We start from the raw sequence: 20,483 nt of genomic DNA, 5'->3' as shown, positions 1-20,483 counted from the left end.
TTCACAGGGAGGAAATACTTATTGCAAAGTAGACAATTTTTTACACTTAAATTCCATTCATCTCGGTTAAAAGAGTTCGATTATGATATCAGCCTAACCTTTGATGAGGCAAAAGAAAATAATGAAGTAATAGCACTGTTCGATAGTCAAATATTAAGATCTATAAGAGACATCAACAAACGTACAATTGATTATAAACGTTTGGAAGAATTGCATAATCAGCGAGACAGGATAAAGAAATATGAGCACTCTGAAAGTAATGCAAAAAGAATACAGGAGCTGCAAGATGAAATAAATAATATTCTCTATATTCCAGAATACATAACGATAGTTATCGAAAGCAATGCACATTATAGACACTTATATAAGAATAAATTAAAGATTAATGGTAAAACATATTCTAGATTTAATTCTTCGGCATCACAAGCAAGGGTTTCGACGGTCACATTTGTTGAAGATGAGACGGCGGAAATCTTACACGAGAGACTGGATAACGGCAGGAACAAAAATAAACCAATTGCACCAAGTAAATTCAACGCCTATAAAGGATTGGCTGGATCAAGCACTCAAGTAGTAAGCACCCCAAGATTTTGCGTTGTTCCAGACTACGAAAGCCCGACAACATTTGATGCCCATAAGGTTACTGAGAATGACAACTGGGATGAAGATGATACAATGAAAGTTGAATCAGTTACGGAAATGTTTGACAGATTTGACGGTCAAGGTTTAATTAGTATTGAAAAAGCAAAAGAATGGGCTGATGAACTGGGTTTAGATTATATACCAGCCCAGTGGTGTATAAGGCAGAATTACACTAAGGGGATGTTATGCACTTTTGATATAAAGAGATTTTGCGAAACGGAAAACAGAGGACAATACATAATAAATACATCGTACAAAGATGAGTGCGGGAATCCAGTTACGGCTGATTTAAGAGATATTGATGTTATATTATCAGAAAGTCAGGCAAAGTTATGGGATTCATGGGACTCGCAAGAATCTTACGAGAAGAATTGTGAGAAAAATAAATTAGAGTGGGGCGTTACCCTATTCACTCCTAAAAAAGATAAAGATATCTTAACAATGAACTATCAATTCATGCAAACATTAAACCTAGATAAAAGCGATATAGAAAAAGTGTCAGAGAAGTTTGTGGATTGGATTGCGGGGATTAGTCACAATAATATTCATTATACGATTCTATTCTTATTGGGGGAAAATGTAGATAGTAATAGTACGGATAAGTTGATGAATAAGAGCGATAAGCATTGGCTGAAGTCACTTATATTATTTCCTGATTTAATTAGTGATAAATACATAAAACGTAAGATTCATAACATGGTGAAGAAAAAAATAGAGAGAGCTTGTCTAGGAGATATAATCGTTGATGGAAACTTTCAGGTCATTGTATCTGACCCTTATGCACAAATGCAGCACATATGTGGTCAAGATGAAGTTACAGGCTTACTAGGTAAAGGCGAATACTATTCTAATTATTGGAATAAAAAAGGTGTTAAAACAGTAGATTCAATGCGATCTCCCCTCACATATCGAAGTGAGCATGTTGTTTTAGACTTAGTAAATAACGAAAGACTAAATAAGTGGTATGAATATTGCTATACAGGAATTATTTTAAATATACATGGAAGCGAGACAGTAAATTATGCGGGTTCAGATTTTGACTATGATATTCTAGCTACTACATCAGATGAGACAGTAATCAAAGGTGTTTATAGGGACGAGCTGCCGGTCGTATATGATCCACCTAAAACAGACCCCAAAATTATAGATAAAAATTCCGAAGACTTATTGTATAATGCTGACCTATTCAGTTTTGGTTCAATCATAGGTTCGATAACAAATAAGTCAACTAGTGGATATGCTTTATTGACCGATTTAGAAAAAGGAACTGAAGAATATAGTGCTACACTCAATAGAATAAGAATGTGTACGAAGCTCCAATCGGCTCAAATAGACAAGGCTAAGATTGGAAGGAAAGTCAAAGGGATTCCAAAACCGTGGACACAGTATCAAAAAATAAACGAAGATGACCCTAAAGAAATTAGAGAGAGAAAAGAATTAGAGAATAGTATTATGTTAGATAAACACCCTTATTTCTTTACATATCTGTATCCTGATACAAAGAAGAAATACAGAAGTCACTATAGTAAGTATGACACATCGTCACAACAAAGGTTTGGGATTACTTTGGGCGAATTAATAAGTAAAAACCGTAAGACTAAAGAACAAAAAGATTTTCTAGAGAAATTTAATAAGTACTCCCCTACTATTAACAGCGACAGCGTGATGAATAGTCTGTGTCGATACATTGAATCTGTTGACTTTGAAATTAAAGAAATAGTTAAAAAGGAAGAAGAAATAGACTACAGAATGCTTATGAGTGGAAGTTTTGAGGAAATTGACGAACAAAAATATAAAGAAATAATCAACACATACAACAAATACAGAAGTGTGTTAGGTAAGTATATATCCATCAATAAGGACGCGTCAAAAAGTAAGTTTGATGATGAAACGTATCTAGTTATCAAGGGCGGATACGACAAGTTTAAAGAAGAAATGAATAAAGTGTGTTCCAATACTGAAGAGTTAGTAAATCACTTGATATATATGTTTTACGCAGATGAATTTAAGTACAATAAGGATATATTGTGGAATCTTTATGGAAATCAAATCTTTAAGAATATTAAGCAGCATGTAGACCACTATTATGTCCCCCACCCTAACGAAGATGGAAGCTTAGAATACTTAAATAATAAATACGAAATTAGAAAGGTCGAGATATAGATTGTTTTTATGCAAACAGACAGAACATGCTGAACATGTAATTAAAAATGGATTTAGTTCAAAATACATAGCATATGAATTAAGATTAATTGCTTTATACTATCGAGACAAAGGTGTGCTGCCCAAAGAAAGAAAGGAAAAAATTTATGAGATATGCCAAAAACATATTGAGGGATTCAATAGAGTTCATTATTATAAGGAAATAAATAGAGTCATAACATACTCGTCGAACAAGAGAAATAAATTAATAGACATAGATAGCGTCCCTATCACACTGGCGGAATTAGATTATATTGGTAACTTGGATATTGATTACTTATGTAGGAAGATATTGTTTGGATATATTGTGCAAGTTAAATTAAATAAAGCTAAATGGATGATTAAGAAAGACGAAGATCCAAATAATGAGTATTTTTTATATGATACATTACTAGGTAAGCTCATGGGATATCTAGGAATCGACAGAAGTGAATTTAGGAAGTATGGATATCAAAAGACAACTGATGTTAATTATTACCTTAATGACAATGGGATTATAGAAGATTTGATCGGTAAGATAAAATTGTTGTACATGTATGACATCCCCGAAGATAACAGTATTGCGTTTGAAGTGAAGGTTTTTGAGGCTATGGGACTGTACTATGACTTATATTGCGGAATTAAAAATGTCAAAGAGTGCAAGGAGTGTAGTGTTCCGATTAAAGTTAAATCGAATCGAACCAAGTATTGCGGAGAATGCTCTAAAGATGTTAAAAACAAACAAAACAAAAAGTATTACCATTTAGGAAAATAGAGAAATCTTGTAACCCTTGGCGCACAAGGAGTTTAGCTCCTCCCGGAAAAGAGTATATATGAAGAGGATAGTACGGTAGCAATGAATAATTACCTCTTTTAAAAGTTGGTACAAACAGAATTAATTTACATAACAATAAAATACAAAAGGAGATTGATGGAGAAATGAATAAAACAGAACTTATTACTGCTATTGCAGAACGCGGAGAAATGACTAAGAAAGATGCTGAGGTTGCATTAAATTCAGTATTGGAAACAATTAAGGATAGTTTAACTGAAGGTGAGCCTGTGAAGATTTTTCAATTTGGAAACTTTGAGGTACGTGAACGTGCTGCGCGCAAAGGAAGAAATCCACAAACCGGAGAAGAGATTGATATTGCGGCAAGCAAGTACCCTGCTTTCAAGCCAGCGCAGAAGCTTAAAAATATCGTAAAGGAATCATAAGCCTATGCCACTACCAAAGGACAACTTATTATTCGGATACGCAGATAAACTAACAGATGAACAGAGAGAATATGTAGATTCAATTTTTGATAATCAATTAACAATTGTGAATGCGCGTAGCGGGACTGGCAAAACAACTCTTGCAGTAGCCTGTGCGAGAATCATAGGGAAAGAGTTGCTTTATGTTTTCAGTCCAGTGGAAGAAAGCTCTTTAGGTTTTACTCCGGGAAGCGTGGAGGAAAAAGAGGCTAAATATACACAGCCACTAAAGGATGCCCTACTCGAGATTAATGAAGATCCTGACAGAGTGATTAAGCGTGAAGATAATATTGATAATGAAAAGCAAGGAAATACATGGGTTGAGGCTAAGTCTCATGTGTTCGCCAGAGGAACTAATATAAAGAATAAAGTTGTAATTTTGGATGAAGTTCAAAACTTTACGAAATCAGAACTCAGAAAAATTTTAACAAGAATTCACGATGATTGTACGGTAATTATGATTGGTCACACTGGTCAGATTGACTTAGATAGACCACAAGACAGTGGTTTCGCACCATACATAGAACATTTTAAGAAGAAAGAATATGCACATGTTTGTGAGTTAAATTGGAATTTCAGAGGACGCTTAGCTAATGATGCGGACGAATTAATTTAGATATTAGTCATTCACTTTCGACCGTCTTTCGATATGTGAAATGTAGTTAGACTGTTTATCTAGCTATTTTATTAAATGTGAGATACATGCCCTTCTAATAAAACAAAAAAACAAAAAGGATGATGATGAAGATGAACAATGAGAGATTAGATTCACTTATTAAGTATTTAAACATACTTAGTCAACTTAACGGACGATACCATGATGAAATTAGAGTGGCAATCGCTGCCATTGAAAGTGAGTTAGGTATTAAAACTGTCGAACAAAAGAAAGAGATACTGAGTAATAACCGTTAAATAATATTTCTTATAAATAAAATTAGAGAACAAAAGGAGCAATAAAACTATGGCTTACAAAACTACTAAAAATAAAGAGTTTAAAGAAAAAGGTTTATATAATCGTGAAGAGGTTTCTATCATTTCAACTAACAAGAAAACGGCTGGCGTAGAGTTTAGTATCATTGAAGCTTTAGAAAAGTTAAGCGCAAATGGTGATGAAATTGAAATTACAATTAAAAGGTCTGAAGTTAGTGAATCTTTAGATGGCGAAGAGTTGGATGGTGAATAAATGAGTTTACTACCTGACAATCTTCAAAGAAGGGTTAACGAGACGGATATTAATTATAAAGTTAGACTCTGTGTTGCTAAACTCAATAAGGATATAGACTTGGATTGGATTGAGATCAATCAGATACTAGGATTAAGTCAATCAAGCGATCATACAAGAAAACTTTCTTATGGATATAAGGAAGTTTATGATGATAATCCTGACCTATTTGAGAAAGAAATCGTTGAGGATTCAAGTGGACAATTAAAGTATAAAGAGACAACTGAAATACTTGGAGATGGTTCACATAGAAGTGACAGATTGCTAGCAATGTCTCAAGAAGAATCAAAAAATCCAGAATATCTACTTTCTGCTCATGGGTATAATTCTAAAGAATGGGAAATTACATCAGCTAAATCTAGTATATGGAATCAACATAATAAAAAAGACGGAACTCTGACTCTATATTCTAGCAAATTAACTGTCAAGCCGTTAAGGCAAGGTTTTGATTATGATAAATTTCTCGAAGATGCCAATAAGAAAGTTAAACCTATACATAGGAAAGTTATTACAACTGAAGGTAAGAACCTCCTTGAAATACCCTTGTATGACTTGCATTTTGGTGTAAATACATATGAATTTTACAAAGAAATTCAATTAGATATACTAGAAAAGATTAAAAGTAAAAAATGGGATAAAATTTTCTTTATAGTCGGACAAGACTTGTTGCATAACAATGGATTCTCTGGACAAACGTCTAGCGGAACACCTATCGAACAAGTAAATATGGAGTCAGCTTGGGATGACGCATTCAGATTCTATTCTGAATTAATCAATGAAGCTCAAGATGAAGCAAATAGCGTTGATGTAAGCTATTCTATTGCAAATCATGATGATTCTATGTCATGGGCATTTGTTAAGACTTTAGAGGTGAAGTTCCCAGATGTAACGTTTGATACATCTAAGAAAGTTCGTAAAGCGTATGTGTGGAAGGATGTCTTTATAGGCTACACTCATGGTCATAAAGGCGCTAATAGATTGCATGAGAACTTCATATCTGACTTTGGGAAGTTGATGGCTCTAGCTAAGATAGTTGAGATACATACAGGTCATCTACATACTGAGAAGGCTAAAGATAAGTTTGGTGTGCTGGTTAGGACTTTATCTACTGGTGGTCAAACCGACGATTGGCACGATGATAATGGTTTCGTAGGTGCTCATAAGAGATTCCAATTGTTTGAATACTCCCCTACTGCCTTGAAATCTATCTATTATATCTAGAATGTGAATACATAATTAAGCTCGATAAAATCTAAAGGAATAAAGGGAGATTGTATATGGCTGAGATTTTTAACTTTCCTAACGAGGACGGCAATGCCGATGAGCATCATGAAGGATGTTGTGATGCTTGTCAAGTAATAGATGAATACTTAGAGATTGCATTAGAGTGCGAGTCAGCAGATGAGCTTAGAGGCGTATTAAGAGGCTTGTATGACGATGCACACTTAGAAGGATTCAAGACAGCGCTACATAATGATGTTAGCATGAAGATTGATATTCTCAATGATATTGATAACGAAATTAGATAACACATATTGATGGTGAGTTATTGCGGATTGCGCAACTCACCTCTCCCCCTCCCCTATTTGGTATGACGATTAAGTTCGTTCGATGCCGTTCTTTTATAAACAAAATTAAAATGAGGAACGGTGATATTGATGGAATTTATATTAGAAGGATTAGATGAAAGCAAAGTAAGTTGGACGGATAAAATCGACAAAGATTTGTATACGTCACGAAAAGTTTATTTAAATGAATATATAACACAGTACTCATTTAATAATATAATCCCCTTAATCGAACATATTAATCTCATTGACGATGAGGCTGACGTAGAGTATAGGAATCCAATTGAACTAATCATAAATTCAGGTGGCGGAAGCTTTCACGATGGAATAGCAATTATTACTGCAATCAAGAGAAGTAGAACACCCGTATATGGCTTGGTATATTCTTATGCATACTCAATGGGGCTAGCAATATTGGAAGCTTGTGACAAGCGTTATTTAGGTGAGTTAGGTAGCCTACTTTATCATGAGGTAATGACTGAGACTGATGGAAACGGTTCTCAAATGAAGCGAACCCAGAAAGAATTGGAACGTATGCAGAATATTTATGACAACTTAATTACAAATAATTCAAAAGTTACACAGAAAATGTTAGAGGAACAAAAAGAAAAAATCAATGACTGGGTTATCGGATATGAACAGGCTTTAGAATTAGGTTTAATCGATGGATCAGTAGAAGATTTAGGCTAAAACTGGTGTTTTAATGAATTAATTTAGTGGTTTTTCCTCAATGGAATGTAATGAGGTATCGTTTATCTCCCCGCTTTTTTGTAAATATTTTACCGTTAATAAATATGAACTTGAACATTATATCGAGCCTTCCACAGTACATACTAGTCAATTACTGTGGTGAAAAACAAGGACAGTCTAGATGATTGTTCGGAGACATGTTTCAAAGGTTTACGTGTCTCGATTGATACTATGATCAGTTAGAGGTGTGATGGAGACATCCGCTCGCCTTTTGAGTTGTTAAGATTTCTTTTAAGGTCATCCAAAGGACGCTTTGGGTGGCTAATAAAGGAAGTCTTATTTTTTATTGAAAGGAGATGAGATTTCTATATGACAATAGAAATAAAGGAAAATCAGAAACTATGTTTAAAGTGTGAGAAGGTTAAAAATAAAAAAGAAGGATTCTATAATAGCTATCACAATTGGCATAGCGACGGGAAAATGCCGTTCTGCAAAATCTGTCTTCGAGATGCATTTGACGAAGATAATATTGCTACGATAAAAGAGATATTGAGATTGGTGGACAAGCCATATCATCATGAGTGGTTCAAGACCGCCAAAGAGGATAGCCGTGAAACGTTGGGAACTTACTTCTCTTTGGTTAATTTCAACAATAAGCACGATACATACGCTGACAGTGTATTTGACCCCGATGACAAGCAAGGGGCTGTAGACAGCGAGGAAACTGGATATCGTCCAGAAGATATTGAAAAGGTAGAATTTACCAAAGAAGAAATGGAATTTCTTATTGACTTTTGGGGGCAAGGTTATTCTAAGGATGATTATGAATATCTTCAGAGAGAGTATGAAAAGCTTACAGGTGCTTATGAGAGTGACTCTTCTTATGCTATGGAGATAATATTCCAAGAAGCTGCGCAACAAAGACTTACCATTAAGAAGAAGCGAGAAAAGAATGAATCTGTAGATAAAGAACTTAAGACTTTTCAGGACTTGTTAGGATCTGCGAATATCAAACCTTCCCAGGAAACCGGAGCTAACTCTGCCGAACAGGCGACCTTTGGCACATTGATTAAGAAATGGGAGAATGAAAAACCCATCTCTGAGCCAGATGAAGAATGGAAAGATGTGGATGGGATTAAAAAATATGTTTCCGTATGGTTCCTTGGACACCTTTGTAAGATGCTAGGTATCAAAAATGAATATTCTAAGATGTATGAAGATGAGGTTGCTAAATACACTGTCGAGCAACCTAGAGAAGATTCTGGTGATTAATGATGGCTAGTTATAAAAATTTCCAAGTATCAAGGAATAAATCTCATAGAGGAACTAATATATTCACAAAGGGAAGAAACTTCAATAAAAATACAGAAAATCTAACAAAATCTGAAAAACTTATGAATGGTATAAATACATGGGCTAGTTTCTATAGAGCTAATCCCCACCGTTTCGTAAGTGAATATCTAGGGATTCACTTGAAACTATTTCAAGTAATCCTTATTTTTATGATGAATCACAATCACTATTTTATGTATATTGCATCAAGAGGTCAAGGTAAAACCTTTTTAACTGCCATCTATTGTTGCGTTCGAGCCATCCTCTACCCCGGCACGAAAATAATTATTGCCAGCGGTACAAAAGGGCAGGCTCGTGAGGTTATAGAGAAAATAGATGATATGAGAAAAGATTCACCAAACTTATGGAGAGAGATAGAAGACTTAAAGACTTCAACAAATGATCCAAAGGTGGAATTCCATAATGGCAGTTGGATAAAGATTGTAGCAAGTAACGATGGAGCGCGCTCGAAGCGAGCCAACTTACTCATAGTCGATGAATTTAGAATGGTTGACTTAAACGTAATAAATAAGGTTCTGCGTAAATTTCTAACCGCGCCAAGAAGTCCTAGATATCTAAATAAAAAAGAATACTCTCATATGAAAGAGCGAAATAAAGAAGTATACCTGTCTTCTGCTTGGTTCACATCTCACTGGTCATGGGATAAATTGAAAGCATTTTATAAATCAATGATAGACGGTAATAAGTATTTTCTAGCAGGACTCCCCTACCAACTCGCCATTAAAGAGGATTTATTAATAAGAGAAGCTGTTGAGGATGAGATGTCAGAATCTGATTTTGATGAAATTGGTTTTTATATGGAAATGGAAGCAATGTTCTTTGGCGAGTCTGAGAAAGCATTCTTTAGATATGACGATTTAGAAAAACAAAGAAAAGTTCCGATAGCGCTATATCCCAAGACAGACTATGGACTGTTAAGGGATAAGAATTTTAAATACATAGATAAAAAGCCAGATGAAATTAGGCTGTTAAGTTGTGACATTGCAGGTATGGCTGGTAAAGAAAATGATGCGTCCGTATACACCGTTATAAGGTTATTGCCAAACACTAAGGGTTATGATAGGAATTTCGTCTACATGGAGAGCATGGAGGGCGGAACAACTGATGAGCAATCTACACGAATTAGGCAAATGTTTGATGATTTTGATTGCGACTATTTAGTATTAGATACACAGAATATGGGTCTTGGCGTGTACGATCAACTTATCATACCGGGATTTGACAGAGACAGGAATATTGAATATGAACCGTGGACTTGTATCAACGATGAGAAGATGGCTGATAGATGTACTTACAGTGATGCCAAATCAGTCATTTACTCAATAAAGGGTAATCAACAATTTAATAGTGATTGTGCGATATCATTTAGAGACGGAGTAAGACGCGGAAAAATCAGATTGCTTATGTCGGAAGTTGAAGCCAAAGAATCATTGAATAAGTATAAAGGTTTCAATGCACTCCCGCCTGAAACAAAGGCGAGAATGGTTCAGCCGTTCATTCAAACATCATCTCTTATAAATGAAATGGTAAACCTAGAGGGAGAAAGAACTGAAAGTGGATTCATCAAGCTTAAAGAGAAAGGTTCTAAACGTAAAGATAGATATAGTAGTGCGAGTTACGGAAACCACGTTGCAAGCCTACTGGAAAGAGAATTACTATCTGATCCGAATGAAATAGATGAAGATGATGAAATCATATACTTCTAACGAAGGGAGGAAAATAAATGGCAGATAATGTAATGGATAATGAAACAGAACTTCAACTTAATGATTATCAGGAATTTATGGCTACATTTATAGATGGCTTTTCAACTAAGATGTTCCATGATGGTATTTTGAATGAAATTAGTATGGAGCAACTACAGAGATACTTCGTTAATCCAGATGACAATAACAGTGTTCTCTCTGACTTAGCTGAGTACTTCTATATTACAACTGGTGAAATTCATATGATGTTTGAGTTAATTGAATCCCTCCCTATTTTAAATTATAAAATAAATTCATTTGATAAGCCTGATAAGCACGAGAATTACATATCTCAGATAAATAAAGTGATGCACAAAGTTAAGCATAAGCCTTTGACGCGAGACGTATTAAAACAGACTGCTACTGCTGGAACCTTGACAGGTATTTGGCTAGGAAATAAAGGTAATATACATCCTTATATATTTGATGACCCTACCAAGGTGTTCCCCGCTCATCGTCGAAACGGTGATTGGGTTGTCCGTTTCGATTTGGGATTGTTGGATGAATATAGTGACTTTTACAGAGGAGTAATGTTCGATAATTTATCACCGTATGTGACTGAAAAAATGTATAACAATTATAAAAGCAATAGTGATTCTGCTAGCAAGCATATAGAGCTACCACAAGAAAGAACGTTCGTTGTCCATACCCATAAATTAAAAAGAAATCAAGGACTAGGTACCGGTTGGGCAAATTCTGCAATGTTTGACGTATTACATAAGCGTAAAATGAAAAACGTCGAACGTGCTATTGCTAATAAAATCATTAATGCGATTGCCATACTGACAATTGGTAATGAGAAAGAACCAGAGAAATACGGCAACATTGCATTAAATAAGAACCTAAAGAAGAAAGTATTTAGCGGTGTCCGTAAAGCGTTGGAAGCTGCATCCAAAGAAGGTGTTCCGGTCGTCTCCCTCCCTGAATTTGCCAAGCTAGACTTCCCTGACGTAAAGGCGGATGGATTAGATGGTAAGAAGTTTGAGCATGTCAACAATGATATCAACGCGAGCTTAGGACTATCTGGTGCAATAACCCACGGAGAAGGGGGAAACCATGCGTCATCAAAAGTAAATTTAGAGATTTTGTATAAGCGCATAGCTGTATTACTGGAGCAAATTGATTCAGATATGTACCAAAAGATGGTTAATCTAATATTGCCAAATGGTCAAAAGGATAATTACGTAATTACATATGATAAGACGCAACCTCTCACAACTAAAGAAAAAGTTGATATCCTAGTTAAGTTAAATGACAAGGGCTGGAGTATAAAGCATGTAATTGACGAACTTTCCGATGTAGATTGGGAGCAATACTTGGAGCAAACTCTCTATGAAACAGATGAGCTTAAGTTACATTCGCGTGTTAAACCTTACTTACAATCTAGCGTTATGAGTGGCAGTGATGAAGCTGGTGCTCCAGAACAAAGTGATTTAACTGATGAAGGAGAGTCTACTAAAAGTAGTGGCAAGAATGACAGCTAGTAGTTGACTAAAATAACACTTTTAACCATTTGAAGGAGGTGAGAATTATTGGAAAGGAAAACAGCGCTATTTGATATTCAACTTAATTCCATCTCTAATACGGAGAATCCATCTAAAAAAGAAGTGGAATTTATTTTACACGACTTCGATGTGTCTAAAAATAATACATACATGTCTAAAGAAACATCTGAAAAAGCGTTTGATTCTCTATTAAATATGCCTATTGTTGCAAAGTATTATGAGAATTCTGAGCCGGGTTCTAATGACGACGCTTTGGGTTCACATGAAGCTACCCTCGGCACTTCGAGAGACGGTGAAAGCTATTATGTAGAATTAAAAACAACTCCCATTGGTGTATTTACTGAGCCTGCATATATAAAAACCGTTGAAGATGAAAATGGAGATACTCAAGAAGTTGTTGCTGGCAAGGGCATATTGTGGTCTTCAAGATTCCCTAATGTCGTAGGATTGTTGCAAGAATGGTTAGATAATGGAATCACTGTTTCTTCAAGTATGGAAATTTTATATGATGAATATCACGTCAAAGAAGGTGTTGAGGAAATATTAAACTTTATCTATGAAGGTCATGCGATTTTAAATTCAGAAGAGCGTGGTGAGCACGATAAAGTTGAGCCTGCTTATGATGTGTCAAAATTAACAAGACTCGTTGCAGAAGCAATGGATCAAAGTAATAAAAAGGAGGACGAACAAATGCCTGAAATGTTTAAGAAGGTATTCGAACTGTCTCATAATGATACTCGTACAGCTTTATATAGAGCGTTCGATGAGACGTTAGAAGCAAATCAATACTCATGGATTAGAGATGTCTATGAAAGTAAGTTTATCGTAGATATTGATACTGTAACTGAAGACGACTATAAATCTGAAACTTTTAAGCTTGATTATTCAAAGTCTGAAGATGACAAGATCGCTATCGATTTTGATTCTAAAGTTGCAGTAATGAAGAAAACAGAATGGGTTGAATTAGAAGAGGTTAAGCAATTACAAGCAGAGATTGCGACCAAGGAAGAAACTATTCAATCATTAAATTCTGAAAAAGAAACAGTTGTAAACGAAAAAGAAGCTATTCAAACAAAGTTAAATGATGCATCTGAAAAACTTATTTCCCTCAGCGAAGAGATTGATAGTCTTAAAGATTATAAGGAGAAGTTTGAACAGGCTCAATTTGAAGAAAAGCTCGAAGAAAAGAAGGAATTATATTCAGCTAAGTTTTCTGCGCTAGGTGCTAGTGAGAGGTTTGAATCTGAAGAAGTTCAAGGCTTGCTTGAGAAATCTATTGACGATGAGACTGCTGTAACTCAATTAAACTCAATGTTGGTTGATTTAGTTGTATTGAAAGACGACAAGGTTAATGAGAAGAAAGATATTGTTCAATTAAATAACAAGCGTCAGAATTTAGTTGATTTAGAAACTGATTTTGATAGCCGTTATAAATAAAATTATAAAAAGGTAAAATTTTAAGGAGGAAATTAATAATGGCAACAGAGAAAATTAAATCGTTTAATAACTATGAAAAGCATGTCGTGGGCAATATAAATTCGTGGAAAATCCGTACACTAGCTCACGGTGCAAAAGTCACTGAGGATATCGATAACTTTTTGATTGTGGAATTGGGTGTAAACGCAGAGGGTCAACGTACTGCTTCCCCACTTTCAGCTGTAACAAAAAAAGGTTATCTAATCGCATCACCTGAACGTCGCTACATGGATGAAAATCTAGATGAATTCTACAACGGTGAAGGTGAAATGGCACGTATCATCTATCTTGACGAAGGCTTACGTTTTGAAACATCTGCATTTTCTGGTGAAGCTGTAAACGGTAAGAGCGCACACTTCGACCCCGCAACTAAGAAATTCATTGTTCATGATGGAGACCATGAGGATTATGCTCAAGCTATCGACAAATTCTTAGTGGTTGGTTCTGAGGATGACGTAGACTACCGCTTTGATGTACCAGTTATTAGATTGGAAAAATTACCATTTGAGCCAATCGTAACTACGCCCTAATAATCCCGAAAATCTGTCTATAATATCAAAAACTGATAGTACAGCAAGTTTATCATGGGACTAGTAGGGATTTTTAATAAACAAAATTAATATACATAACAGATAATTTAAGGAGGAAATTTAATAATGGCTTACGATTCAACTAAACTTAAAGGGCTATTTAGCCGTGTATACAATGATAAAATGATCGAGGATAAAGAAAAAGGTCTATTCGATGAGCAAGATATTAAAGACTATGTAAAGAAAGTATTTGGTGACGGTGGAGCAACTCCAGACCCTTCCCTTCTACACCAATTCAACACAGTAGTTGTACAAACTGCTGACGAAATTGCTAAACCGATGGTAACTGATATGTTTAAATTGTTCGCTAATGTTGATAAAAAACCACGTGGACAAATTGTTCAAATCAACATTCCTAAGAAAAATAAAGCAAAGGTCGTTTGGTCTGCTAATGGTTCAGGTGTAGACTTGGTACGTGTTGCTGGTCAAGAGAAAACTCTCGCTGTTCCAGCTACATTTTCTACTGGTTTCTACTACGAGCCAGTTGATTTAGTTACTGATTCAGTTGCTAACTTCCGCACTCTTGTTGATGACGTTGCTAACGCCAAGGTTCGTTTATATCTTGATGAAATTTACAAACTAGTTGACGCAGCAATTGCAAGTAATAAAATCCCTGCTGCTAACGTTGCTGATGGTTCTGGACTTACTCTTGCTGATTACAACAAGGTTGCATCTGTACTACAACGTTATGGTGGTCGCCCAGTATTTGTAGCTGACTCTCTATTAATCGACCATTTTGCTATGGCACAAGCTACTGAGCAACCAAATCTAATGTTTGAAGGCATCAAAGAAGAGTTACTTACTGCTTTGAATCCTACAACTATTGGTCGTACTACTGCTGTTAACCTAACTAACCCGTTCACCGATGAGACTAACTCTAAAACTGAACTTCCAGTTAATCGTGGTTACATGTTTGCTGGTGCAGTTAACCAAAAACCATTCTCGGTTGTTGAATACGGTGGTTTACGTCAATTCACAGAACAAGACCCAGAAGATGAGCGTGTGAAAATTAAATTAGTTCAAGAAGCGTCACTTAAGATGATGTTCGGAGAGGCAATTGGAGTAATTGAAGACGACACTATTACTCTTTAATTAAAGATATGGGGATTGGAATACCTCTCCCCTATCAAAATCAATATCGAATAAAAGGAGATTGAATAAATATGACAGAAGTAATTTTAGCAAGATATCGTAATTCTGACTATACTGTTCGTTGTGAGATTAATGGGAGCGAAAAGAAGTATACTTGGAAAGGCAGCAATGGCAAAAAGATTGACAAAAAGAAAGTCCCACAAGAGGTAGTAGATTGGTTAAATATGAATACAGTTTGTTTTTCAAAGGGAAAGTTAGTTATTGAAGGCAAAAAAGAAGATGTTGATAAGCAAAAAGAAGAAATGACTGACCCAGATTTGTATGATAAAAACACTCATACTAGGGAGGAAATTGAAAAAGCTTTGACTGGACATCATAAAACTTTAGAAAAGTTGCTAAATGACGTAACTGTTGATGATGAGAAGCGCTTTGTTACTGATATCGCCGTTGAGCTTCAAGACAAATTAACTGGCGCTAACCAAACTCGAATTGCTGAATGGGCTGGAATTGAAAAAGAAATCTTATTTAATTAAGGGTGTGATTAGATGAAAACATCCTATGACTTACTTTGGTCAACGTTTTTAGCCAAATGTAAGGTTGATGATTTGGATTTGCCAAATTCAGAGGAAGCTATTTATGACACAATTCAAAATGCTGTCCTTGCTTTTAACAATAAGTTAGAGGATGATTTATTGGCTGATAATACAACAGAGTTATTGAATCGTGAGTTGTCTGGTGATGAGCTGTTGCTATTATCTCACTGTATCCGCATCATCATCTTAGAGAATCAATTGATTTATTTTTCTGCATCTTTTTCCCCATTCACAAAAGAAATAGGTGCTCGCAATCTTGGTAATCAGATGAACAGATTGGAATATCTAATCGACAGAGAAGATGATAAAATACACTCTATTATTGTTAAGATGACGGATGATTTTATATGAAAGATTACAGTAACTATCATGGGAACTTGAACTACACAGACAAGTTGCTACGAGATGGAGTCAAGACATTTGAGCGTTCATTAATCACCTCCCCTGATGCTTTTACTGTCGTGGTTAATGATGAAGAAAAGAACGTAATGCTACAGTCAACAGCAAAGTACGACGAAAGGCGAATTTTATTTAAAGAAGGAGATATCGCCTGGGGAGATATTGTCATTTATGAAAATGAAAAATGGCTAATAACTGAGCGTCCCTTCTTTAATAAGATTCACGAAAAATCTCATATTAAGCTATGCAACAATGAGATGAAGTTTACGTATTTAACTGAAGGTGTATTTGAGCGCGATAGATATGGAAACAAGATATGGATTGAAGAACCAACGGAGGTTGTCACTCTATTTCCATGTGTAATTGATTCTATATCCAATCTAAACACAAAGACAACTAGTGGACATCAAGTAAACGTCCCTGAGGGTGATTCGGTTGTGATGATTCAATACACTGAAGATGAATTAATTCAGATTAGCAATGAATTCACTATGTTTGATGACAATTACCGTATTTCCGGTATTGATAAAAGTCAAACGTATAAAGGTGAAGGAGTATTAATCCTTATAATAACCCGCATAGCAAATAATACATAGAAGGTTTGGAATGATTGGAGATGGAGACAAAATTTAATACTGATGATTTATTTGAATACTACAAGAATCAAATATTTAAAATGCTAGGACTATTCGAAAGCAAAGATGAGTTTGGTTACAAGGTTGGTATAAGAATAAAATCAGAACTAGAACAGATGCCACAACAATTTAACTCGTTATATGGTGATTATCGTTATAACAGAGTGGTGTCTAAAATTGACGTTTTGATCGATGAGTTATTCATGTTGGATGGTGAGCATCAATTCGTTAAAAATCACGTAATGGAGACTATGAATTTATTAGATGAAATTAAGGAGGGAATGAAGTGAATATAAGTAAGCATATGGGTGAGATACGTGATGTCTTGACCGCTGACGAAACACTTCTAAGACTCCTCTATTATCGTTCTAATAATTTATTAGATAGTCCACTTGATGAATCAAAGCCAAATATTATTGGAAGTCTTGAGTATTGGGATATTGTTGAGGACAGGATTAAATTCACACCTACTACAAAGGGATTTGATAATGAGGAAAAGTGTAGAGTTTGCTTCTATGCAGATAGAAGGACTGGACAATATAATAAACTATTCAAGATACAGAATATAAAGTTTGATGTGTTGGTTCATCAAGATATACATAACGTTGATTTAAGAATGTATACAATTTCTGAGAGGATTAATTATCTCCTTAGAAATAAGAAGTTTTCATCATTTGGTGCAATAAAGGAGTTAACTAGCGATCCAATAGGGCAAGTTGCTGAAGGATACTATGGCTACTCCACACTTTACCAATTTGGTGAGCTTTATGATAAGTAAGATGTCTTTACTAGCTGGCGAACCTATTGACGTTGGAAAATTTAAAGTTAAACCTTGGACTCTAAGAGAAATTGTCAAATTCGGAAACGATAAATATAGTATCTTTGCAAGCCATTTATTGATTACCGTAGATAAATTAAGAGAAAACGACAATATCAATAAAGATGTATTGAACGGTCTCAATGACTATCAAGCGCTATGCATGATACTTTTAGGCGATGAAATTGGCAGAGAGATATTCTTAGAAGGGCTTGGTAAAACACTGGGATATGAATTTCGTTTAAGCGAAACCTATGGTATCTACTACGTTAATGAAGAAGAAGTTTATGAACCTTTTGATCCCGACTCTCTTGAGTTGATTCAGAAGGTTTTTAATATGCAAAATTATTTCTCTGATGGAAGCAAAGAAAATGAGTTTAAACCAGCGAATGAATTGGCTAGAAAGCTATACGAACAGCGTATGAAGGCTAGAAAAAAAGTCCAAGAAAGCAAAGGTAAAGACGGCGAAGGTCATCAGATGGAAAACATTATATCCATTGTTGGCAGCTACTCTGAAGGGGTAAATTTAAACACGATTTGGGGTTACACCGTTTACCAATTGTATGAAGAATATATTCGTCTAATTATTTGGGACGACTTTCAGTACAACAGAAATATGTTGCCTCACATGGATGAAGAAACAAGAAATAATCTTAAATTAAAGCACTGGGGAACTAAAGTATCCCCTCAAACACTTAAGGAGGAATAATAAACTATGGCATTACAATTTGGTATTAAAGAAGTGTTAAACCTGCTTATGCGTGACTACGCTACAGGCAAACCTATCACGTTTATTGATTATGCTCAGGCGTCAAGTAATGAGTTTGCAGCAGAAAACTTGGAAATTCGTGGTGGTCACGGGAATGCTCTACTAATGACATTTGACCACTCTAAGTCAGCTACTATGACTCTAACTCTTCCATTAGTAGATTTACATCTACTTGCATTGCTGGGTGGCACTGAGTTAGAAGAAGCTACGAAAGATATTCTTAGAACAGAGAAGAAAATCCTTCGTGCAGATGGTGTTACACTTGATAAAAACCCTATCGGAGATGTTACTGCTTATGAAGTAGAGTCCGGTTATGGTTTTGGCGAAAAGATTGAAAATGTAACTGTTGAGGGTAAGAAAGTCACTTTAACTGGTGTAGAGGCTGGTACAGAAGTTTACCTTCTATATCAACACGCTATCCCTACTACATCTAAGAAGTTGACAATCCGCTCTAACGCATTCCCTAAAGCTGTTTCAATGACAGGTTATGGACTTGCTAGAGACCGTAACGACCAATTAGATAAGCCAGTACAAGTAGAAGTACATCAAGCACGTCCACAGTCTAACTTCACGTTCAATATGTCTGGTACTGAAGCGACTAACCTTGAATTAACATTTAACATTATGGAATTCACTGATGAGAACGGTCGTAAAGGTTATATCGATTATACGTTTATCGATGAAGAAGATGGAACCATTGACCAAGAAGAAGGTAATGACGGAGACGGTGGCACACCCTAATGCGCCTGTAAGTCTTGCAGTAGATTCTAAGACAGATACAAGTACAACTATATCTTGGAATTAACTCAAGAATAGGGCTTCTATTGCAATGATTGGGAAAACATTGCTTTTAAGGGGGGTGAGAGAATGGCTATCACATATAACGTTTATCGTAATGATGAAAAAGTGGCAACTGGTTTAACAGAGAAGGTCTATACAGATGAGAACCTAACTCCAGAAACTACTTATACATATCACATTACTGCTGAAAATGAACACGGAGAATCTGGTGCAAGTAATCAGATTGAAGTAACTACTGATGCAGCTTATGTTCCTCCAGCAGATCCTGAAGGACTGGCTAGCTCAGGCAATACAGATACTACAGTAGATTTAGGTTGGAATTAAGCGTAATTAATTTAAAGAGGCGTAGGATTAAACCCCTACCCTCTTTATTTTTTACCAATTAAAATGACGATTTTAAAGAATAAAAAGGAGGAGCAAATAATGGATTATAAGACAGAGTTTAACGGATACAAATTCGGTTCGGAAGATAAGGTATGGCACGGCACAACCGGTTCGACATTCAACTTAGATAGTGGTGAAATGGTGCTAAAAGATGCAAAATTTGTATCAAGTAATATGGACTTTACAAATGGATCAGACAAGCCTGCAAAGGTTACTATTTCTGTTGGGAAAAACTCTATAGAGATTACTGAGAATGGTATAGATATTCAAGTAGGTAAATAAGCGAACACTAATTTAATTAGAATAAAAGGAGATATTAGATTATGAAATTAAAGATTGCAAACAACCAATTGATGAACGTTATTCAAATTCTACAAAAGATTAAACTAGGTGGATTACCCTCTATTTACAAAACAAGACTTATTAAGAAATTAGATGAGTTCTTGTCTAGAGCTGCAGAAGAACAAAAGGAAATCCAAAAAGAATATTTTGAACTTGATGAGCAAGGCGAACCTATTGTGGAAGATGAAAAATGCAAGAATACAGAAGAATATAGAAAAGCTATCGTAGAATTCCTAAATGGAGAAAATATAATTAGTGATGGTGATAGCCAAGTAATGCTGAAATCTGTTAAGTCAACTCTAGAAAAGTCTGAGGTTGAATGGGAACCAGAAGAGGCATTTATTTTCGAATATCTATATTCAGCATTAGAAGATTCCGAGGAAAATAAAGAATAGGAAGCGTCTTTAAGATGCTTCTCTTCA

At 35.3% G+C, this 20,483-nt stretch carries 25 protein-coding genes; all 25 read left to right on the top strand.

Annotated features, from left to right (window positions below):
• The first annotated feature begins 21 nt into the window (after nucleotides 1-21).
• Entirely contained in the window at nucleotides 22-2,805 is a 2,784-nt protein-coding gene (locus tag NST93_RS04115; protein WP_405101462.1) for an RNA dependent RNA polymerase, read from the top strand.
• 1 nt (nucleotide 2,806) lies between these two features.
• Nucleotides 2,807-3,598, top strand: coding sequence for a hypothetical protein (locus NST93_RS04110; RefSeq protein ID WP_405101460.1), 792 nt, complete (start codon nucleotides 2,807-2,809; stop codon nucleotides 3,596-3,598).
• Between the two features lie 164 nt (nucleotides 3,599-3,762).
• A complete protein-coding gene (locus NST93_RS04105) occupies nucleotides 3,763-4,041 on the top strand; it encodes an HU family DNA-binding protein (RefSeq protein WP_405101458.1) in 279 nt (92 codons plus the stop codon).
• Nucleotides 4,042-4,045: 4 nt separating this feature from the next.
• Nucleotides 4,046-4,696, top strand: coding sequence for a PhoH family protein (locus tag NST93_RS04100; RefSeq protein WP_405101456.1), 651 nt, complete (start codon nucleotides 4,046-4,048; stop codon nucleotides 4,694-4,696).
• A gap of 131 nt (nucleotides 4,697-4,827) precedes the next feature.
• Complete coding sequence (locus NST93_RS04095; protein ID WP_405101454.1) at nucleotides 4,828-4,992, top strand: hypothetical protein; 165 nt, start codon at nucleotides 4,828-4,830, stop codon at nucleotides 4,990-4,992.
• A 49-nt stretch (nucleotides 4,993-5,041) separates the two neighbouring features.
• Entirely contained in the window at nucleotides 5,042-5,263 is a 222-nt protein-coding gene (locus NST93_RS04090; RefSeq protein WP_405101452.1) for a hypothetical protein, read from the top strand.
• The gene (locus NST93_RS04085) at nucleotides 5,264-6,523 is read left to right on the top strand and encodes a hypothetical protein (protein WP_405101450.1); all 1,260 of its coding nucleotides are present in this window, start codon (nucleotides 5,264-5,266) and stop codon (nucleotides 6,521-6,523) included.
• A gap of 56 nt (nucleotides 6,524-6,579) precedes the next feature.
• Nucleotides 6,580-6,831 (top strand): hypothetical protein, encoded by a 252-nt coding sequence (locus NST93_RS04080; RefSeq protein WP_405101448.1) that lies wholly within the window; start codon nucleotides 6,580-6,582, stop codon nucleotides 6,829-6,831.
• A 129-nt stretch (nucleotides 6,832-6,960) separates the two neighbouring features.
• Entirely contained in the window at nucleotides 6,961-7,560 is a 600-nt protein-coding gene (locus NST93_RS04075; RefSeq protein WP_405103750.1) for an ATP-dependent Clp protease proteolytic subunit, read from the top strand.
• 369 nt (nucleotides 7,561-7,929) lie between these two features.
• Nucleotides 7,930-8,832 carry a hypothetical protein gene (locus NST93_RS04070; protein ID WP_405101446.1) on the top strand — a complete coding sequence of 301 codons (903 nt, stop codon included), beginning with the start codon at nucleotides 7,930-7,932 and terminating at the stop codon, nucleotides 8,830-8,832.
• Between the two features lie 2 nt (nucleotides 8,833-8,834).
• On the top strand, nucleotides 8,835-10,619 hold the full coding sequence (locus NST93_RS04065) for a terminase large subunit domain-containing protein (protein ID WP_405101444.1): 1,785 nt from the start codon (nucleotides 8,835-8,837) through the stop codon (nucleotides 10,617-10,619).
• A 17-nt stretch (nucleotides 10,620-10,636) separates the two neighbouring features.
• On the top strand, nucleotides 10,637-12,142 hold the full coding sequence (locus NST93_RS04060; protein ID WP_405101443.1) for a hypothetical protein: 1,506 nt from the start codon (nucleotides 10,637-10,639) through the stop codon (nucleotides 12,140-12,142).
• Between the two features lie 48 nt (nucleotides 12,143-12,190).
• Nucleotides 12,191-13,600, top strand: coding sequence for a hypothetical protein (locus tag NST93_RS04055; protein ID WP_405101441.1), 1,410 nt, complete (start codon nucleotides 12,191-12,193; stop codon nucleotides 13,598-13,600).
• Between the two features lie 38 nt (nucleotides 13,601-13,638).
• Complete coding sequence (locus NST93_RS04050; RefSeq protein ID WP_405101439.1) at nucleotides 13,639-14,169, top strand: hypothetical protein; 531 nt, start codon at nucleotides 13,639-13,641, stop codon at nucleotides 14,167-14,169.
• 126 nt (nucleotides 14,170-14,295) lie between these two features.
• Nucleotides 14,296-15,321 (top strand): hypothetical protein, encoded by a 1,026-nt coding sequence (locus NST93_RS04045; protein ID WP_405101437.1) that lies wholly within the window; start codon nucleotides 14,296-14,298, stop codon nucleotides 15,319-15,321.
• Nucleotides 15,322-15,392: 71 nt separating this feature from the next.
• A complete protein-coding gene (locus NST93_RS04040; protein WP_405101435.1) occupies nucleotides 15,393-15,854 on the top strand; it encodes a hypothetical protein in 462 nt (153 codons plus the stop codon).
• Between the two features lie 12 nt (nucleotides 15,855-15,866).
• Complete coding sequence (locus tag NST93_RS04035; RefSeq protein WP_405101433.1) at nucleotides 15,867-16,265, top strand: hypothetical protein; 399 nt, start codon at nucleotides 15,867-15,869, stop codon at nucleotides 16,263-16,265.
• Nucleotides 16,262-16,909, top strand: coding sequence for a hypothetical protein (locus NST93_RS04030; protein ID WP_405101431.1), 648 nt, complete (start codon nucleotides 16,262-16,264; stop codon nucleotides 16,907-16,909). Before NST93_RS04035 ends, NST93_RS04030 begins: the two co-directional genes overlap by 4 nt.
• Before the next feature lie 20 nt (nucleotides 16,910-16,929).
• Nucleotides 16,930-17,238, top strand: a complete 309-nt coding sequence (locus NST93_RS04025; protein WP_405101429.1) for a hypothetical protein — start codon at nucleotides 16,930-16,932, stop codon at nucleotides 17,236-17,238.
• Nucleotides 17,235-17,726, top strand: coding sequence for a hypothetical protein (locus tag NST93_RS04020; RefSeq protein ID WP_405101427.1), 492 nt, complete (start codon nucleotides 17,235-17,237; stop codon nucleotides 17,724-17,726). The genes NST93_RS04025 and NST93_RS04020 overlap by 4 nt, the downstream gene beginning before the upstream one ends.
• Nucleotides 17,716-18,474, top strand: a complete 759-nt coding sequence (locus NST93_RS04015; protein WP_405101425.1) for a hypothetical protein — start codon at nucleotides 17,716-17,718, stop codon at nucleotides 18,472-18,474. Before NST93_RS04020 ends, NST93_RS04015 begins: the two co-directional genes overlap by 11 nt.
• 6 nt (nucleotides 18,475-18,480) lie before the next feature.
• Nucleotides 18,481-19,275, top strand: a complete 795-nt coding sequence (locus NST93_RS04010; RefSeq protein WP_405101423.1) for a hypothetical protein — start codon at nucleotides 18,481-18,483, stop codon at nucleotides 19,273-19,275.
• Between the two features lie 126 nt (nucleotides 19,276-19,401).
• Complete coding sequence (locus tag NST93_RS04005) at nucleotides 19,402-19,659, top strand: hypothetical protein (protein ID WP_405101421.1); 258 nt, start codon at nucleotides 19,402-19,404, stop codon at nucleotides 19,657-19,659.
• Between the two features lie 99 nt (nucleotides 19,660-19,758).
• A complete protein-coding gene (locus NST93_RS04000; protein ID WP_405101419.1) occupies nucleotides 19,759-20,001 on the top strand; it encodes a hypothetical protein in 243 nt (80 codons plus the stop codon).
• Between the two features lie 41 nt (nucleotides 20,002-20,042).
• Nucleotides 20,043-20,456 carry a hypothetical protein gene (locus NST93_RS03995; RefSeq protein WP_405101417.1) on the top strand — a complete coding sequence of 138 codons (414 nt, stop codon included), beginning with the start codon at nucleotides 20,043-20,045 and terminating at the stop codon, nucleotides 20,454-20,456.
• The last annotated feature ends 27 nt before the right edge of the window (nucleotides 20,457-20,483 follow it).

The organism is Oceanobacillus sp. FSL H7-0719 (assembly GCF_045040795.1).
Lineage (GTDB): Bacteria > Bacillota > Bacilli > Bacillales > Amphibacillaceae > Oceanobacillus.
The sequence above is the reverse complement of the archived record's forward strand: the minus strand, read 5'-3'. Positions and strand labels throughout refer to the sequence as shown.

Excerpts from the sequence above, each read along its gene's own strand:
- NST93_RS04105 (WP_405101458.1), top strand. The coding sequence starts at position 3,763 with ATGAATAAAACAGAACTTATTACTGCTATTGCAGAACGCGGAGAAATG.
- NST93_RS04100 (WP_405101456.1), top strand. The coding sequence starts at position 4,046 with ATGCCACTACCAAAGGACAACTTATTATTCGGATACGCAGATAAACTA.
- NST93_RS04095 (WP_405101454.1), top strand. The coding sequence starts at position 4,828 with ATGAACAATGAGAGATTAGATTCACTTATTAAGTATTTAAACATACTT.
- NST93_RS04090 (WP_405101452.1), top strand. The coding sequence starts at position 5,042 with ATGGCTTACAAAACTACTAAAAATAAAGAGTTTAAAGAAAAAGGTTTA.
- NST93_RS04085 (WP_405101450.1), top strand. The coding sequence starts at position 5,264 with ATGAGTTTACTACCTGACAATCTTCAAAGAAGGGTTAACGAGACGGAT.
- NST93_RS04080 (WP_405101448.1), top strand. The coding sequence starts at position 6,580 with ATGGCTGAGATTTTTAACTTTCCTAACGAGGACGGCAATGCCGATGAG.
- NST93_RS04075 (WP_405103750.1), top strand. The coding sequence starts at position 6,961 with ATGGAATTTATATTAGAAGGATTAGATGAAAGCAAAGTAAGTTGGACG.
- NST93_RS04070 (WP_405101446.1), top strand. The coding sequence starts at position 7,930 with ATGACAATAGAAATAAAGGAAAATCAGAAACTATGTTTAAAGTGTGAG.
- NST93_RS04065 (WP_405101444.1), top strand. The coding sequence starts at position 8,835 with ATGGCTAGTTATAAAAATTTCCAAGTATCAAGGAATAAATCTCATAGA.
- NST93_RS04060 (WP_405101443.1), top strand. The coding sequence starts at position 10,637 with ATGGCAGATAATGTAATGGATAATGAAACAGAACTTCAACTTAATGAT.
- NST93_RS04050 (WP_405101439.1), top strand. The coding sequence starts at position 13,639 with ATGGCAACAGAGAAAATTAAATCGTTTAATAACTATGAAAAGCATGTC.
- NST93_RS04045 (WP_405101437.1), top strand. The coding sequence starts at position 14,296 with ATGGCTTACGATTCAACTAAACTTAAAGGGCTATTTAGCCGTGTATAC.
- NST93_RS04040 (WP_405101435.1), top strand. The coding sequence starts at position 15,393 with ATGACAGAAGTAATTTTAGCAAGATATCGTAATTCTGACTATACTGTT.
- NST93_RS04035 (WP_405101433.1), top strand. The coding sequence starts at position 15,867 with ATGAAAACATCCTATGACTTACTTTGGTCAACGTTTTTAGCCAAATGT.
- NST93_RS04030 (WP_405101431.1), top strand. The coding sequence starts at position 16,262 with ATGAAAGATTACAGTAACTATCATGGGAACTTGAACTACACAGACAAG.
- NST93_RS04025 (WP_405101429.1), top strand. The coding sequence starts at position 16,930 with ATGGAGACAAAATTTAATACTGATGATTTATTTGAATACTACAAGAAT.
- NST93_RS04015 (WP_405101425.1), top strand. The coding sequence starts at position 17,716 with ATGATAAGTAAGATGTCTTTACTAGCTGGCGAACCTATTGACGTTGGA.
- NST93_RS04010 (WP_405101423.1), top strand. The coding sequence starts at position 18,481 with ATGGCATTACAATTTGGTATTAAAGAAGTGTTAAACCTGCTTATGCGT.
- NST93_RS04005 (WP_405101421.1), top strand. The coding sequence starts at position 19,402 with ATGGCTATCACATATAACGTTTATCGTAATGATGAAAAAGTGGCAACT.
- NST93_RS04000 (WP_405101419.1), top strand. The coding sequence starts at position 19,759 with ATGGATTATAAGACAGAGTTTAACGGATACAAATTCGGTTCGGAAGAT.
- NST93_RS03995 (WP_405101417.1), top strand. The coding sequence starts at position 20,043 with ATGAAATTAAAGATTGCAAACAACCAATTGATGAACGTTATTCAAATT.